Genomic DNA, 15,539 nt, shown 5'->3' on the forward strand with positions numbered 1-15,539 from the left:
CGGTCAACTCGCGCGCTCGCGCGACGGCCGATCGATCGCGTCAGACCCTAGAGCGGAACGCCCGTCCCCCGCCACCTCAACGCCCACAGCGGTCTCCCCGCCCCCCTCGGGTAAGGAGAAGCGAACCCGAACGGCCATATTCACAGAGTCATCATCTGACTACTATCAGTAATCGAGAGTCCGCCCGCAAGAGAAGGGAGCCCACGCCGAACGCGGGTGTCCAGGGCGCGGAAACCCGCGAAAGGGCAAGGGGGCCGGTGCGGACGGCCAGAGCCCGGCCGTCCGCACCGTTCCCATTGCTTTGTCCTTGGCGTCAGGCGCTGGGGCGCCTTCCTTCGGCGGACAAAGCGGCGATCGCTGCATCGCTCCGACTCGCCCTGGGGGCTCGCTGCGCGATCAAGTTCTCGCAAGCTCGAACTTGGCTTCGCACGCGACCGCAACGCTCGGGCCGCCACCTCCTCAGCTTACGGACGATCACCTTCCCGCCAGCGCGTGGCCGCGGCCCTGTCCGCCCACGACCGTCTCCGCTCCGCGCGTACCGCCTGCCGCCCGCGCGTGACCGCCCCATGGCTGCCTCCCCCGTGGCTGCCTCTCGGCCTGTGCGTGACCGTCTGCCGCGCGTCTGGACGCCCCTCATGTCCGCCGCGCGCGTGTGGCCACCTCTCGTCTGCGTGTGGGCCGCGCGTGAGCGCTTTCGTTTGCGTGTGTGGCGTGACGGGTGCGCTGGACGCCCTCGGGGGTTAGGTGGTTGCTTGGGCGGCGGCTTGGCCTGCTTTGCGGGCGGAGAACAGGCAGCCGCCTAGGAAGGTGCCCTCCAGGGCGTTGTAGCCGTGGACGCCGCCGCCGCCGAATCCTGCTACCTCGCCCGCCGCGTAGAGGCCTTCTATCGGGTCGCCGTTCGGGCCCAGGGCGCGGGAGTCCAGGTCGGTCTGGATGCCGCCCAGCGTTTTGCGGGTGAGGACGTGCAGTTTGACGGCGATGAGCGGGCCGGCGGACGGGTCGAGCAGGCGGTGCGGGGCGGCGGTGCGGCTGAGCCGGTCGCCCAGGTAGCGGCGCGCGTTGCGGATGCCCTGGACTTGGGCGTCCTTGCTGAAGGGGTTGGCGACCTGCAGGTCGCGGGCCTCGATCTGGCGGCGCAGCAGGGCCGTTTCCAGGAGCGGTTCGTCGGTGAGGGCGTTCATGCCGTCCACGAGTTCGTCGAGGGTGCGGGCGACGACGAAGTCCGCGCCATGGCGCTTGAACGCCTCGACCGGGGCGGGCGCGCCCCTGGACAGGACGCGTTCGCGCAGCGCCGCCCTGCGGTCGCCGCTGGTGATGTCGGGGTTCTGCTCCGACCCCGACAGCGCGAACTCCTTCTCGATGATCTTCTGGGTGAGGACGAACCAGGAGTGGTCGTAGGCCGCGATGTCCTGGGTGGTGCGCAGGTGTTCGAGGGTGGAGAGGGTGTCGTAGCCGGGGAGGCAGGGGGCGGGGAGGCGCCGGCCGAGCGCGTCGAACCACATCGGGGACGGGCCCGGCAGGATGCGGATGGCGTGGCCGGGCCAGATCGGGTTCCAGTTGCGCACGCCCTCGGTGTAGTGCCACATCCGGTCGCGGTTGACGAGGCGGACCCCGGCGGCGGCGCTGATGTCGAGCATGCGGCCGTCCACGTAGGCGGGCACGCCCGTGATCATGCGGGTGGGCGCGGTGCCGAGGCGTTCGGGCCAGTGGCGGCGGACCATCTCGTGGTTGCCGCCGATCCCGCCGCTGGTGACGATCACCGCCTGTGCCGACAGCTCGAACGTCCCGGCCTCTTCGCGGTTGGACGCGACGCCGCGCGGGGAGTCGTCGGCGGCGAGGACGGTGCCGTGCACTCCGGTCACGGCGCCGTCGGTCAGGGTAAGGCCGTCCACGCGGTGACGGTGGTGGAAGGTGAGGAGTCCTTCGGCGGCGGCGCGGTGGGCGCTGCGCACGAACGGCGCCACCACGCCGGTGCCCGTCCCCCAGGCGATGTGGAAGCGCGGCACCGAGTTCCCGTGCCCGTCGGCGCGCAGGTCGCCGCGCTCCGCCCAGCCGACCACCGGGGTGAACGTGATGCCGTGGGACGCCAGCCACGAGCGCTTCACCCCGGCGGCGAACTCGACGTAGGCGCGGGCCCACCGGACCGCCCAGGCGTCCTCGTCGTCCAGCCGGTCGAAGGCGGCGCTGCCCTGCCAGTCGTTCCAGGCCAGGTCGAAGGAGTCCCGGACGCGGAGCCGGCGCTGCTCCGGTGTGTCGACCAGGAACAGGCCGCCGAGCGACCAGAACGCCTGCCCGCCGAGGTTCGCCGCGTTCTCCTGGTCCAGCAGTGCGACCCGGCGCCCGCGTGCGGTCAGCTCGTGTGCGGCGACCAGTCCTGCCAGGCCCGCCCCGACGACTACGACATCTGCGTCCATATCGTCTCCCTTCCTCCGGGCCTATGCCCGGAGGAAGGGAGACCGCACCCGGCTACCAGGGGCCGAAGGTGCGTTCTCCGTTGGCGGCGATGGCGGCGCAGAGGTCGGCCAGGTCGACGCCCTTGATCTCCGCCATCGCGCGGACGGTGTGCGGGATCAGGTAGGAGGCGTTCGGCTTGCCGCGGTTGGGGACGGGGGTGAGGAACGGGGCGTCGGTCTCGACGAGGATCAGGTCGAGGGGGGCGACGCGCAGCGCCTCGCGGAGCGGTTCGGCGTTCTTGAAGGTGACGTTGCCGGCGAAGCTCATCACGTAGCCGCGCTCGGCGCAGACCTTCGCCATCTCGGCGTCGCCGGAGAAGCAGTGGAACACCACCTTCTCGGGCGCGCCCTCCTCCCGCAGGATCGCCAGCACGTCGTCGTGGGCCTCGCGGTCGTGGATGACCAGGGCCTTGCCGGTGCGCTTGGCGATCGCGACATGCGCGCGGAAGGACGTGTGCTGGTCGGCCTTGGGCGCCCAGTCGCGGTAGTAGTCGAGGCCGGTCTCGCCGATCGCCCGCACCTTGGGGTGGGCCGCCATCACCTCGATGTCGTGCAGGACGGCGTCGGAAATCCCGGTGGTCTCGTTCGGGTGGATCGCCACGCCCGCGTAGACGTCGTCGAACTCGGCGCCGGCGTCCACCGCGAACCGCGACGACGGCAGGTCGCAGCCGATCGTCACGATGCGGGCGATCCCCGCCGCCTTCGCCGAGTGCAGCTGCTCGCTGACCGGCGTCTCGACGATGTCGAGGTGGCAGTGGCTGTCGAAGACGTCGACCGGCAGCCGCTCGGGCAGCGGCGGGAAGGACCGGGCGGCCTCCCCGCCGCGGTCGCCGGCCGGGCTCACTCGGCCTCCAGCCGGGCGAGCTCCTCGTCCACCACGGACGTGTCGAGCTTCTTGAACAGCGGGGTCGGCTTGGCCAGCGGCACGCCCGGCTTGATCGGCATGGACTCCCAGCGCGCCGCGGTGGCGTAGTCGCCGGTCAGCACGCGGTAGTCGGGGCCGCCCTCCTCCGAGACGGTCTCCAGCCGCGGCATGCCGCTCCACACGCCCTCGCCGCCGAGCAGCTCGTACACCTTCTGCGAGGAGTTCGGCAGGAACGGGGTGAGCAGCGACTTGGCGTCGTCGACGACCTGCAGCGAGGTGTGCAGGATCGACTGGACGCGGGCCGGGTCGTCCTTCAGCTTCCAGGGCGCCTGGTCGGACAGGTACCGGTTGGCGTCCCGGACGACGTCGAGCGCCTCGGTGATCGCGTTCTTGAAGCGCGACCGCTCCAGCTCGGCGCCGACCCGCGCGAAGGCGGTGCGGCTGCGCTCCATCAGCGCGCGGTCGGCGTCGTTGAGGTCGCCCGGCTCGGGGATGGCGCCGTAGTTCTTCGCGGCCAGGTTCACCGAGCGGTTGACGAGGTTGCCCCACGCGGCGACCAGCTCGTCGTTGTTGCGGCGGACGAACTCCGACCAGGTGAAGTCGGTGTCGTTGTTCTCGGGGCCGGCGACGGCCACGTAGTAGCGCAGCGCGTCGACGTCGTAGCGCTCCAGGAAGTCCTTGACGTAGATGACCACGTTGCGGGACGAGGAGAACTTCTTGCCCTCCATCGTCAGGAACTCCGACGACACGACCTCGGTCGGGGTGTTGAGCGCGCCCAGCGAGCCGGGCTTGCCGCCCTTGTCGCCCTGGCCGTTGTAGCCGAACAGCATCGCCGGCCAGATCTCGGCGTGGAAGACGATGTTGTCCTTGCCCATGAAGTAGTACGACAGGGCGTCCGGGTCCTGCCACCAGGCCCGCCACGCCTCCGGGTCGCCGGACCGCCGCGCCCACTCCACCGAGGCGGAGAAGTAGCCGACGACGGCGTCGAACCAGACGTACAGCTTCTTCGCCGGGTTGTCGCGCCAGCCGTCCAGCGGGATCGGCACGCCCCAGTCGAGGTCGCGGCTGATCGCCCGCGGGTGGATGTCGTCCAGCAGGTTCAGCGCGAACTTCAGCACGTTCGGCCGCCACGCCAGCGCGCCGTTCTGCTTGCCGCGCAGGTACCGGCCGAGCACCTCGGTGAAGGCGGGCAGGTCGAGCATGAAGTGCTCGGTCTCGACGAACTTCGGCGTCTCGCCGTTGATCCGCGACACCGGGTTGATCAGGTCGACCGGGTCGAGCTGGTTGCCGCAGTTGTCGCACTGGTCGCCGCGGGCGCCGTCGTAGCCGCAGATCGGGCAGGTGCCCTCGATGTAGCGGTCCGGCAGCGTCCGGCCGGTGGACGGCGAGATCGCGCCCATCGTGGTGGTCGGGAAGATGTAGCCGTTGTCGAACAGGCCCTTGAAGATCTCCTGGACGACCGCGTAGTGGTTGCGGGTGGTGGTCCGGGTGAACAGGTCGTAGGTCATGCCGAGGCCGTGCAGGTCCTCGGCGATCACGCCGTTGTAGCGGTCGGCCAGCTCGCGGGCGGACACGCCCTCCTTGTCGGCCTGCACCTGGATCGGCGTGCCGTGCTCGTCGGTGCCGCTGACCATCAGGACCTTGCTGCCCGCCATCCGCTGGTAGCGGCTGAACATGTCGGCGGGCAGCGCGAAACCGGAGACGTGCCCGATGTGACGGGGCCCGTTGGCGTACGGCCAGGCGGGCGCGGTCAGGATGTGTCGGCTTGACGAGGACATGAAATCAAGGGTAGTCGCGCCGCCCCGCGGAACCGCACGGATATCGCCACCTGTGGATAACCGGCCCCCGATGATCGTTCCCTGGAAGCTCGCCGCAGATCCGGTACGGCCGGCCGCGGCGGGGTCCGGCACCCGAGTAGCCTGGTCCGGCGTTCAGCGCAGTCCAGCCTGTAGTCCATCCAGGGGCAGAAGCCAGCCATGCCGCAGACCACGGCCGACCAGCCGGCCGTCACGCAGGAACCGACCACCGGACGGACGGGCGGGATGCCCCGGCGGCTGCTCGCCCGGATCCGCCGGACCCGCCGCGTGTGGTGGCTGGCCCTGCTGGTCGGGGCGTGCGCGGTCGCCGCGCAGTGGGTGCTGATGACCCCGCCGCTGTACTTCGACCCGTACTACGTGTGGCTCGCCGCCCGCGACTGGCCGGACATCCCGCTCGGCGTGTTCCCGTTCGACGAGGTCCCGCACCAGGTGACCCGGATCGGGCTGGTGCTGCCCGCGCGGCTCGTCCAGGACGTCCTCGGCCCCGGCCAGGCCGCCTACTTCGTGATCGCCGCGCTCGGCGGGATCGCGTTCTTCGTCGGCGCTTACCTGGTCGTGCGGGCGCTGTTCGGCGACGTCGCGGGCCTGCTTTCGGCCGGGATCCTGCTGGTCCACCCGTTCTTCACGATGACCAACCCGTACGGCCACGAGATCACCTGGTCGACCGGGGTGATGCTGCCCGACATGCCGGGCGCCGGGCTGTTCGCGATCGGGATGGCGGCGCTGGTGGTGGCGAGCCGCCGGGAGGGCCGCGTCCAGACCCGGTTCCTGCTGGCGGCCGGGCTGCTGCTCGGCTGCTCGTTCCTGGTCCGGGAGTTCCTGGCGTTCCTGTTCCTGGCGATCCCCGCCTACCTGGCGCTGCTGCGGATCCCGTGGCGGCGCAACGTCACGGTCGGCGCGCCGATGGTGGTCGTGCTGGCGTTCAACTTCGTCCACAACCAGATCGTGTGGGGCAATCCGCTCGCCGGGCTGTTGTCGGCGGCCGAGCACGGCGGCGAGTCCCGCGACTACGTGACCCGCGCGCTGGCGGCCCGCTCGTTCCTGCGCGCCATGCACGACTGGAACCCGCTCGGGGCGGTCTTCGTCGGGGCGCTGGTGCTGACGATCGTCGGGTTCGCGGTCACCCGGGACCGGCGGCTCGCGCTGGTGCTGGTGTGGTTCTTCACCCTCGCCGTCCCGCTGACGCTCTTCTCCGGGGTGCTCGACCCGCACAGCATCTCGCTGCGCGCCTGGCTGCAGCGGTACTGGTTCGGGGTGCTGCCCGCGCTGCTCGCGGGCGGGTTCGGGTCGCTGATCCTGATGTTCCGGATGATCCCGGACGGCCTGGTCGCGCGGCTGCGGCTGCGGACCCTCGTCGTCCCGGTCGTCGCTGTGCTGCTGGGCGGCGCGTACGTGTACGCCGCGGTTACGGCCGTCCCCGAGCTGCCGCGCGACAAGGCGTGGAACCAGCTGCGGATCTATCTCGGCAAGCACCAGGACCTGAAGCTGATCTGCGCCGACCGGCGCCTGGCGCAGACCCTCACCTTCTACACGCGGGACATGTGGGGCGACCCCATCTGGCACGGCGAGGTCCGCGACTTCCCGCACTACGTGCCGCAGCTGCCGCGCGACGTCCTCGAAGGGCCGATGCTGTACACGCACTGGCGCGGCCAGGAGTCGCAGATCGCCGCGGGCTGGAAGCCGGACCCGGCGCGGGGGTGGCGGCTGATGTGGCGCTCGTCCGACGGCGTCCTGCAGCTGTGGAACCCGCCGCCCGGCGCCGCGACCGGCAAGGTCGCCTTCTAGGAGCGCGTCCAGGCGACCCAGTCGCCCTCGATGGTGCGGCGGCTGTCGACGACCTTCCAGCCGGCCGGTGCGCCGTGCGGCCACGACTTCGCCGCCGGGACGTTCTTCGGCCACCACATGATGACCATGTCGGCGTTCCGCGGCACGGGCGTGGTCTGGGCGTTGAAGACGCCGCCGTTGCTCCACCAGGCCCAGTAGTACTGCGACAGGCGGATCGTCCACGGGACGTTCCAGTCGATCGCGAGGTGGCGCGTGTCCCGCAGCCCCGGGACGTTCCGCAGGTCGGTGTGCGCGATCTCGGCGCGGACGAGCGGGTGCGCGATGCGGTCCGTCGCGGTGACCGACATCGTCACCGCCACGACCGCGAGGAACCCCGCGAGCAGCGCCGGGCCGTGGCGGCGCAGCAGCACCGCCGCCACGGCGGCGCCGAGCAGCACCAGCCCGGCGATGGTGGCGTGCCACAGCTGGAAGGACTTCCAGTTCCAGGTCAGGAAGGACGTCTCCGGGAAGTCGTACGGCGTGAACGTGTACCGGGTCAACCGGGTCCCGGCGTACGACTCGACCACGAACGCGGCCAGGACGGTCAGGACGGCGGCCGTTCCCGCCGCCAGCGCCAGCATCCGCCGTGGCGCCCGCAGCAGCACGGCGACCCCGACCATGAACAGCACCGGGGTGATGCACGCCAGGTAGCGGCCGTAGACGTAGTTGCCGATGCGGTACTCGTCCGGGAGCGCCGCCGACGTGGCGAAGGCGATGCCCGCCACGATCGCCAGCACGCCGAGCGCCAGCGTCCGCTCGCGGAGCGGCGTGCCGCGCCGGGCGGCGGCGACCGCGACCGCGATGAGGCCGACCGCCGCGATCCCGCCCGTGGCGACGGCCTGGTACCAGATCTGGCCGGTGCCGAGCGACAGCATCCAGCCCCAGCCGTCCTGCGTGGTGACCCGCCGGACGAGGTTGCCGCTCAGGTCGTTGTCGCCGGCCGGGTACATGTACGGCAGCAGCGAGTGGTTCAGCAGCGTCCCGGCGCCCAGAGCGGCGGCGAGGGCGAGCGCGGACAACGCCACACCGCGCCAGGGGCGCCACCGGAAAAGCAGCGCCGCGGCCAGCAGCACTGCGTGCACGCCCAGCAGGATCGTCCCGCGCGTATGGGAGGTATAGGCGAAGGCGACGAGCAGCGAGGCGCCCACTCCGTACAGCGTCACGCGTGGCATCTCCCGCGCGCGCGTACGGCCGGCGTGCAGCCACGCGTGCACCAGCAGCAGCCAGCCGACCACGACCACCGGAAGGACCGCGTCGGTCAACACGAACTCGGAGTAGAACAACACCCCCGGCAGGAACGCCGTGACGTGCGCGAACATGTACGCCCAGCGCGCGCGCACGTGGAGCACCCGCAGCATCAGGTACGCCAGCGGCATCATCAGGGCGCTGATGAGGGCATTGACGACGAGCGCGCCGCGGTAGACGCCCACCGGGTCGTGCGCGATCCACAGCACCGGCGCCAGCAGCAGCGGGTAGCCGCCGCGGTACACCGTCCCGTACGACATGTCGGCATCGGTGCCGCCGGTCAGGACCCGCGCGGCGAACAGGTACCCCGACTCGTCCGGCGTCGCGACGGGCATCGTCTGCCCGGACGCCAGCCACAGCCGCACCGCGACCTGCAACGCCCAGCCGAGCACGAACAGCAGCACCCAGCGGCGCCGCCGCGCGGACCGCGGCGCGCCCCGGCCCGCCGGCGGCGTGGTGGGCGGACGGGAAAGGACCGGCGGCGCGGCCTCGGTGCTCACGGCCGTCCGGTCCGCCGGCCGCGTGCGGTCAGGGAGCGAAGATCCATGGTCATGTCAGCCTGTCACAGCGCCGGACGGGCGGGCGTCCGGGGCCGGGAAACCCTCAGCAACTTCTCTGCTTCGGACCCGCCGCGCCGGGCACCGCGGCACCGCGGCCCGGCGCCGCCGTGCTAGCGCTCCTCGGACGTCCCGGCGGTCTCGGCGACCTCCACCGCGCCGCCGGCGTCCTGCGCCACCGTCTCGCCGTTCGCGGCGTCCGCTCCGGCGGCCTCGGCCTTGCGCTCGCCCGCGACCTTGTGCGCGGCGGCGTCCACGACGCCGGCGGCCTCCTCGGCCGCGTCGGTGAGCGGCGGGTGCTGGCGGCGGCGGATGCCGAGGATGCTGACGAACAGCGAGGCGAAGATCGCCTGGAGGCTCATCACCAGCGCGGTCGCGGCGGGCACCACGATGCGCAGCGAGTCGCGCGGGTCCAGCTCACCGAAGCTGTGCACCCGCCAGTGCAGCAGCGAGGCGACCAGCCCGGCCAGGCCGGCGATGGCGAGCAGCCCGCCGAGCAGCAGGCCGCGCTCCAGGCTCCACCAGTCGATGATCTTCTGCACCCGGCGGTCGTGCGGCAGGAACCCCTCCTGCATCGCGTACACCTTGGTGAGCAGCGCGAACAGCACCGCCTGGAAGCCGATCACCAGCGCGGCGGACGCGCCGACCAGGGTGTCGACGTCGAAGGCGATCTCGCCGACCGTGACCGGCCCGGTGGACAGCGCGGCGCCGGCCAGCAGCCCGAGGGTCATGAACAGCAGGCCGGGGATGAGGAACAGCCAGCGCGGGCTGTACAGCATCAGGAAGCGCAGGTGCCGCCAGCCGTCCCGCCAGGTGTTCAGGTGCGGGGCGCGGGTCCGGCCGTCGGGCGCCAGCGTGGTCGGCACCTCGCGGATGTCGTACTTCTGCAGGGTCGCCTTGACGACCATCTCGCTGGCGAACTCCATGCCGCCGGTCTGCAGCCCGAGCCGCAGGATCGCCTCCTTCTCGAAGGCGCGCAGCCCGCAGTGGAAGTCGCCGATCTTGCTGCCGAAGAACAGCCGCCCGACGAAGCTCAGCACCGGGTTGCCGAGGTAGCGGTGCAGCGGCGGCATGGCGCCCGGCGCGATGCCGCCCTTGAACCGGTTGCCCATGACGAGGTCGGCGCCGTCGCGCAGCTCGTCGAGGAACGGGCCGAGGGTGGTGAAGTCATAGGAGTCGTCGGCGTCGCCCATCGCGACGTACTTGCCGCGCGCGGCCCGGATGCCGCCCATGAGGGCGTTGCCGTAGCCCTTGTCGATCACCGGCACGACGCGCGCCCCCGCGTCCCGGGCGAGCTGCTGGCTGCCGTCGGTGCTGCCGTTGTCGGCTATGACCACCTCGCCGTCGATACCGCTGTCCTCGAAGAAGCCGATCGTCTTGCGGACACAGGTCTCGACCGTTTCGGCCTCGTTCAGGCATGGCATCACTACGGAGAGTTCCACGCGATCTCCTTCGTTACCCCTGGTGACCGTCTGCGGTGCTGTTCACTGATCTCATGGTGTATCCGCCCGGCGGCCCGTCGTCGTTCATGATGCCTGCCCTGGACGGGTGATGGTGGCCGCTCTCCAGAAGAGCACCCGTATCGTGTTGCCTAGTTGCAACCGAAAAACCCTCTCCGCCGCGAACCGGGCGGCAGGCTAGGACGTCAAGCATACGGGTATGGCGGCCCGGAAAGGGTGGGGCGACTGTGACGCGCGGCGGAGAACGCAATGCCGGCGGTCCGAGATGGCAGCGGTGGAGGGGAGGTGCCGAAGTGGCGGCGGAATCGCCTCGCGGTGCCGAGCCGAAGGGGACCGCGGCGGACGCCGGCACGGCGGAGAGCGCCGAGGTCACGGCGGAGAACGGGGACGTCGCGGCGGGCGCGGATACGCCCCGCGACACGCCCGGTGAACCGGAGATCGAAAAGTCTTCCGATGCGGATCCGGAGACCTCCTCCGATTCCGCCGTGCGGACGGAGCGGCCGTCCGGAGCGTCGGCCGCCGAAGCGGGCGATCCGGCCGGCGGCAAGAAGCGGACACCCGCCGACAGGGCCCGCGGAGCCCTCCGGCGCATCGACGCCCGCGGGCGCGCCGCCCGGTCCTGGGCGCTGGCCCGGCGCCACCCGATCTTCAGTGTGATCATTGCCACAGCGGCGCTGCTGCGGCTGGTCGTGATGGTCGGCTACCAGCCCGCGATGTTCTTCAACGACAGCTTCGACTACCTGCACGTCGCGATGGGGCTGTACCCGCATCCGCTGCGGCCCGACGGCTACTCGTTCCTGCTGTGGGCGCTGAAGCCGTTCCACAGCTTCGCGCTGGTCGCTGCCGTCCAGCACCTCATGGGCCTGTCCATGGGCGTGATGATCTACGCGCTGCTGCGCCGCAAGTTCGGCCTGCCCGGCTGGGGCGCCGCGCTCGCCACGGTGCCGGTGCTGTTCGACGCCTACCAGATCCAGCTGGAGCACCTCGTCCTGTCCGACACCACGTTCACCTTCCTGGTGATGCTGGCGGTGACGCTGCTGCTGTGGCACGACCGGCCGTCCTGGAAGATCGCGCTGGCGGTCGGGCTGATCGTCGGGTTCTCCTGGCTGACCCGGTCGGTGGGCGCGCCGGTGCTGCTCGGCGTGCTGGTGTACATGCTGATCAGGCGCACCGGCTGGCGGATGATGCTGATCACCGCGATGGCCTGCGCGCTGCCCGTGCTGTCCTACATGACCTGGTACAAGGTCGACAGCGGCAAGTTCGCGATCACCGAGAGCAACGGGATCTTCCTGTACGCCCGGGTGTACAAGTTCGCCGACTGCCACAAGATGCACGGGCTGCCGGTCAGCGAGTACCCGCTGTGCACCGAGCCGGCGAACCGGCTGCCGAATTCGCAGGACGGCATCTGGAACGCCAGCTCGCCGCTCAACCGGTTCCCCGGCACGCGGTTCAGCCCGGAGAACAACAAGCTCAGCAACGACTTCGCCAAGCGCGCCATTCTGGGCCAGCCCGGCGCCTATCTGAAGGTCGTCGCGCACGACTTCTTCCGCGTGTTCCGGTGGGACCGGACGGTCTTCCCGGACAAGGCGACCTATTCGCAGTACGAGTTCGGCAAGAAGGGCAACGCGCTGCCCGACTGGCGGATGGACGCCGACTCGACGGCGTCCGGCGAGGCCCGCGGCTACGAGCACGGCGACGCGCGCACCCGCGTGATCGAGCCGTTCGCCGGTGTCGTGCGCGGCTACCAGGACGCGATCTACCTGCGCGGGACGATGCTCGGCGGCGTCCTGCTGCTCGGGCTCGGCGGCATGGTCGCGCTGTGGCGGCGGTTCGGCGGCGAGGCGCTGCTGCCGTGGACGCTGGCGACCGGGCTGCTGCTCGCGCCCGCGGCGACCGCCGAGTTCGACTACCGCTACGTGCTGCCGGGCGTCCCGCTGGCGGCGCTGGCCGCGGGGATGGCGTTCACGCCGGAGGTCCGGCACCGGCTGGACGGCTGGTGGCGGCGCCTGCGCGGCCGTCCGGGCCCGGCCGGGAACCTGGAGGTCCCGTCCGAGCCCGTCGGGCGGAAGGTCCCGGAGGTCACGGCCCGCTGAGGGCCGCCCGCTCCGCCGGGGTCACCAGGCGTGGATGTGGCGGAGGTGGAACACCATCGCCACGTCGCTCCCGTCGCGGGCGGGAGGGACCTCCCCCGCCTTGCGGGTCGAGGCCCACGCCTTGACGTTGCGGCTCTGGCACTTGGGGCACAGGCAGTCCGTCCACGGCGTCGTGCACGGCTGCCCGCTCCGCTGGTAGATGACGGCCTCGTTCCCGTGCCCGTCCCCGACATGACGGACCTCGAGCACCTCGTCCCAGGTCGTCTCACAGCACAGGCACTCGTACACCCATGCCTCACGGCTCGACCATGCGTCCTGCACGGCCCTCACCCCCTCGGTCACGCCTTTCGCGCTACCGGCGGCATCTCGTGCCGTCTCCCGGCTCGCGCCGGGCTCCGAGCCGCGGGGTCGCCAGTTCGTGGTGGCTCCGCCGGTCCTCAAGTGGTCCAGCGCGGGCCACCGATGGAGCTATTCCCCGGAATTCCCCTCATGGACCGTTCCGCCCGGGGTCATTGTTTCCTGGCCGCGACGACAGCGTCGTAGACGGTCCCGCGCGGCACGCCGTTCTCCTTGGCGACCTCCCGGATCGCCTGGTTGCGCGGGGTCCCCGCGCCCTCCCGGGCGGCGACGGCGGCGACGAGGTCGGCCGGGTCCGACAGCCCCGCGGGCTTCGGGGCGCCGCCGACCACGAGCGTGATCTCGCCGCGCACGTCCCGCTCGCGCGCCCAGCCGGCCAGCTCGCCGAGGCCGCCCCGGCGGACCTCCTCGTAGGTCTTGGTCAGCTCCCGGCAGACGGCGCCCGGACGGTCCGCGCCGAACGCCTCCGCCATCGCGTCCAGGGTGTCCTTCAGCCGCCGCGGCGACTCGAAGAACACCATCGTGCGCGGCTCGCCGGCCAGCGCCGCCAGCCGCCGCGCCTGCTCGCCCTTCTTTCGCGGCGGGAACCCCTCGAAGCAGAACCGGTCGGTCGGCAGGCCCGACACGACCAGCGCCGTCGTGACGGCGGACGGCCCCGGCAGCACCGACACCGGCACGCCCTCCGCCACCGCCGCGCGCACCAGCCGGTACCCGGGATCGGACACGCCCGGCATCCCGGCGTCGGTGATGACCAGCACGTCCCGCCCGGCGAGCAGTTCGCCGAGCAGTTCGGCGGCGCGCGCCTGCTCGTTCTGGTCGTAGTACGACACGACGCGCGCGGCGAGCTCCACCCCGAGGTCGCCGGCGAGCCGGCGCAGCCGCCGGGTGTCCTCGGCGGCGATCACCGGCGCGTCCGCCAGCGCGGCCCGCAGCCGCGCCGACGCGTCCTCGGGCCGCCCGATCGGCGCCGCCGCCAGCAGCAAAGTCCCCATCACGGTCCCATCCTCCCAGGGGCACCGGGTGCCGGGGGCAGACCGGACGGCCCGGGGACGGCTTTACGATTGCGAGATGGCGACGACGGAACTGGCTCCGGCGAACGCGTCCCGATGGCGGCCGCCCTCCCCGCGCGAGTGGCTGGCCCCCGCGATCCCGGGCAGCGCGCTGCTGGGCTGGCTGGGCCCGCTGCTGGTCACGCTTTTCGCGGGCTACCTGCGGTTCTACCGGCTCGGGCAGCCCAAGGCCGTGGTCTTCGACGAGACCTACTACGCCAAGGACGCGCTGGCCCTGCTGAAGTTCGGGTGGGAGCACAACACCGTCGACAACGCCGACAAGATGCTGATCGCCGATCAGCACGCCCGCATCTGGGGGCAGGGCCCCTCGTTCGTCGCGCACCCGCCGTTCGGCAAGTGGATGATCGCGATGGGCGAGTGGGCGTTCGGCGCGACGCCGTTCGGCTGGCGGTTCGTGCCCGCGCTCGTCGGCACGCTGTCGGTGCTGATCCTGTGCCGGGTCGCCCGCCGGATGACCGGGTCGACGCTGCTCGGCTGCGCGGCCGGCCTGCTGCTGGCGCTGGACGGGCTGGAGTTCGTGACGAGCCGGGCCGCGCTGCTGGACATCTTCGTGATGTTCTGGGTCCTGGCCGGGTTCGCCTGCCTGGTGAACGACCGGGACCGGTCCAGGCACGCCCTCGCCGACAAGATCGAGGCGGGCGCGACGTCGGTGTACGGGCCGTTCCTGGCGCACGGGTGGCGCTGGGGGGCGGGGATCTGCCTCGGCCTGGCCTGCGCGACCAAGTGGACCGGCGTGTTCTACATCGCCGCGTTCGGGCTGATGGTGGTCTGCTGGGACTACGGGGCGCGGCGCGCCGCCGGGGTGCGCGAGCCGGTCCCCGGGACGCTGCTGCTGGACGCGGCGCCCGCGTTCGTCCAGCTCGTCGTCGTGGCGTTGGTCAGCTATCTGGCGACCTGGTCGGGCTGGATCTTCAAGCCCGGCGGGTGGGGGCGCGGCCACGCGTCCGGCCACTGGTGGTGGCGGCCGTTCGAGGCGATGCCGAAACTGTGGGACTACCACCGGCAGATGCTGGACTTCCACACCGGCCTGGACGCCAAGCACCCGTACCAGTCGTGGCCGTGGGACTGGCCGATCCTGCGCCGCCCCGTGGCGTTCTTCTACACCGAGCCGAAGACGTGCGGCGCGTCGCGGTGCTCGCGGGAGATCCTCGGGCTCGGCACGCCGGCGCTGTGGTGGGGGGCGCTGGCGGCGCTGGTCGTGGTGCTGTTCATCTGGCTGATGCTGCGGGACTGGCGGGCCGGGGCGATCCTGCTGGGGTTCCTCGCGGGCTGGCTGACCTGGTTCCCGTCGGCGTTCCACGAGCGGACGATGTTCCTGTTCTACGCGACGCCGCTGATCCCGTTCATGGTGCTGGCGGTCGTGCTGGTGCTCGGGTACCTGATAGGGCCCGCCTCCGGGCTGGTGGGCGCGCATGCGGCGGCGTCCGGGCGGTCGCCGGACGCCGACGCCCGCCCGTCCGGCGAGCACGGCGCCGCCTTCCCCGAACCCGCGTTCCAGGACACCACGCTCCCGGACACCCGGCTCCAGGACACCACTCTCCCGGACACCGGGTTCCAGGACACCGGGTTCCGGGACGAGGCGTACGGGACGGGCGGCGCGCGGGTCGCGCCGGTGCCGTCCTCGGTGCCGCAGCCGCTGCCGCCGGGGGTGCGGCGGCTCGTCGGCGCCGCCGCCGCGGGCGCGTTCCTGCTGGTGGTGCTGGCGAACTTCGCCTACTTCTATCCGATCCTCGCGGCGCAGACGCTCACCTACGACGACTGGCACGCCCGGATCTGGTTCAAGTCCTGGATCTGACGG

The 15,539-nt window shown here is 71.8% G+C and carries 10 protein-coding genes; 3 read left to right on the top strand and 7 right to left on the bottom strand.

Going from position 1 to position 15,539, the window contains the following annotated elements; genetic code table 11:
• Positions 1–740: 740 nt before the first annotated feature.
• The 3 genes from ACA514_RS05780 to metG are packed head-to-tail and all read right to left on the bottom strand — an operon-like array spanning position 741 to position 5,096.
• Positions 741–2,414 (bottom strand): FAD-binding dehydrogenase, encoded by a 1,674-nt coding sequence (locus ACA514_RS05780; protein WP_375039951.1) that lies wholly within the window; start codon positions 2,412–2,414, stop codon positions 741–743.
• Positions 2,415–2,466: 52 nt separating this feature from the next.
• Entirely contained in the window at positions 2,467–3,297 is an 831-nt protein-coding gene (locus ACA514_RS05785) for a TatD family hydrolase (RefSeq protein WP_375039952.1), read from the bottom strand.
• Positions 3,294–5,096 carry a methionine--tRNA ligase gene (gene metG, locus ACA514_RS05790; RefSeq protein ID WP_375039953.1) on the bottom strand — a complete coding sequence of 601 codons (1,803 nt, stop codon included), beginning with the start codon at positions 5,094–5,096 and terminating at the stop codon, positions 3,294–3,296. Before metG ends, ACA514_RS05785 begins: the two co-directional genes overlap by 4 nt.
• A 198-nt stretch (positions 5,097–5,294) precedes the next feature.
• On the opposite strand from metG, the gene ACA514_RS05795 reads away from it, so the two are divergent.
• Positions 5,295–6,920 carry a glycosyltransferase family 39 protein gene (locus ACA514_RS05795; RefSeq protein ID WP_375039954.1) on the top strand — a complete coding sequence of 542 codons (1,626 nt, stop codon included), beginning with the start codon at positions 5,295–5,297 and terminating at the stop codon, positions 6,918–6,920.
• On the opposite strand, the gene ACA514_RS05800 is transcribed toward ACA514_RS05795, so the two are convergent.
• Together ACA514_RS05800 and ACA514_RS05805 are read right to left on the bottom strand one after the other, a co-directional pair.
• Positions 6,917–8,704, bottom strand: a complete 1,788-nt coding sequence (locus ACA514_RS05800; protein WP_375039955.1) for a hypothetical protein — start codon at positions 8,702–8,704, stop codon at positions 6,917–6,919. The genes ACA514_RS05795 and ACA514_RS05800 overlap by 4 nt on opposite strands.
• 170 nt (positions 8,705–8,874) lie before the next feature.
• Positions 8,875–10,203, bottom strand: a complete 1,329-nt coding sequence (locus ACA514_RS05805) for a glycosyltransferase family 2 protein (protein WP_375039956.1) — start codon at positions 10,201–10,203, stop codon at positions 8,875–8,877.
• A 311-nt stretch (positions 10,204–10,514) separates the two neighbouring features.
• Here ACA514_RS05805 and ACA514_RS05810 point away from each other — a divergent pair, with 311 nt between their 5' ends.
• Entirely contained in the window at positions 10,515–12,314 is a 1,800-nt protein-coding gene (locus ACA514_RS05810) for a hypothetical protein (protein ID WP_375039957.1), read from the top strand.
• 21 nt (positions 12,315–12,335) lie between these two features.
• On the opposite strand, the gene ACA514_RS05815 is transcribed toward ACA514_RS05810, so the two are convergent.
• Complete coding sequence (locus ACA514_RS05815; RefSeq protein ID WP_375039958.1) at positions 12,336–12,656, bottom strand: hypothetical protein; 321 nt, start codon at positions 12,654–12,656, stop codon at positions 12,336–12,338.
• Positions 12,657–12,823: 167 nt separating this feature from the next.
• Positions 12,824–13,663 (bottom strand): 16S rRNA (cytidine(1402)-2'-O)-methyltransferase, encoded by an 840-nt coding sequence (gene rsmI / locus ACA514_RS05820; RefSeq protein WP_375039959.1) that lies wholly within the window; start codon positions 13,661–13,663, stop codon positions 12,824–12,826.
• A 76-nt stretch (positions 13,664–13,739) separates the two neighbouring features.
• Between rsmI and ACA514_RS05825 the strand changes: the two genes are divergently transcribed.
• Positions 13,740–15,536, top strand: coding sequence for a dolichyl-phosphate-mannose--protein mannosyltransferase (locus ACA514_RS05825; RefSeq protein ID WP_375039960.1), 1,797 nt, complete (start codon positions 13,740–13,742; stop codon positions 15,534–15,536).
• Positions 15,537–15,539 lie beyond the last annotated feature (3 nt).

Source organism: Actinomadura sp. NTSP31 (assembly GCF_041951385.1).
GTDB lineage: Bacteria > Actinomycetota > Actinomycetes > Streptosporangiales > Streptosporangiaceae > Spirillospora > Spirillospora napierensis.

What these genes read in the sequence shown, in the direction of transcription:
- metG (WP_375039953.1), bottom strand. Translation starts at nt 5,096, where the DNA reads ATGTCCTCGTCAAGCCGACACATCCTGACCGCGCCCGCCTGGCCGTAC.
- ACA514_RS05795 (WP_375039954.1), top strand. Translation starts at nt 5,295, where the DNA reads ATGCCGCAGACCACGGCCGACCAGCCGGCCGTCACGCAGGAACCGACC.
- rsmI (WP_375039959.1), bottom strand. Translation starts at nt 13,663, where the DNA reads ATGGGGACTTTGCTGCTGGCGGCGGCGCCGATCGGGCGGCCCGAGGAC.
- ACA514_RS05825 (WP_375039960.1), top strand. Translation starts at nt 13,740, where the DNA reads ATGGCGACGACGGAACTGGCTCCGGCGAACGCGTCCCGATGGCGGCCG.
- ACA514_RS05780 (WP_375039951.1), bottom strand. Translation starts at nt 2,414, where the DNA reads ATGGACGCAGATGTCGTAGTCGTCGGGGCGGGCCTGGCAGGACTGGTC.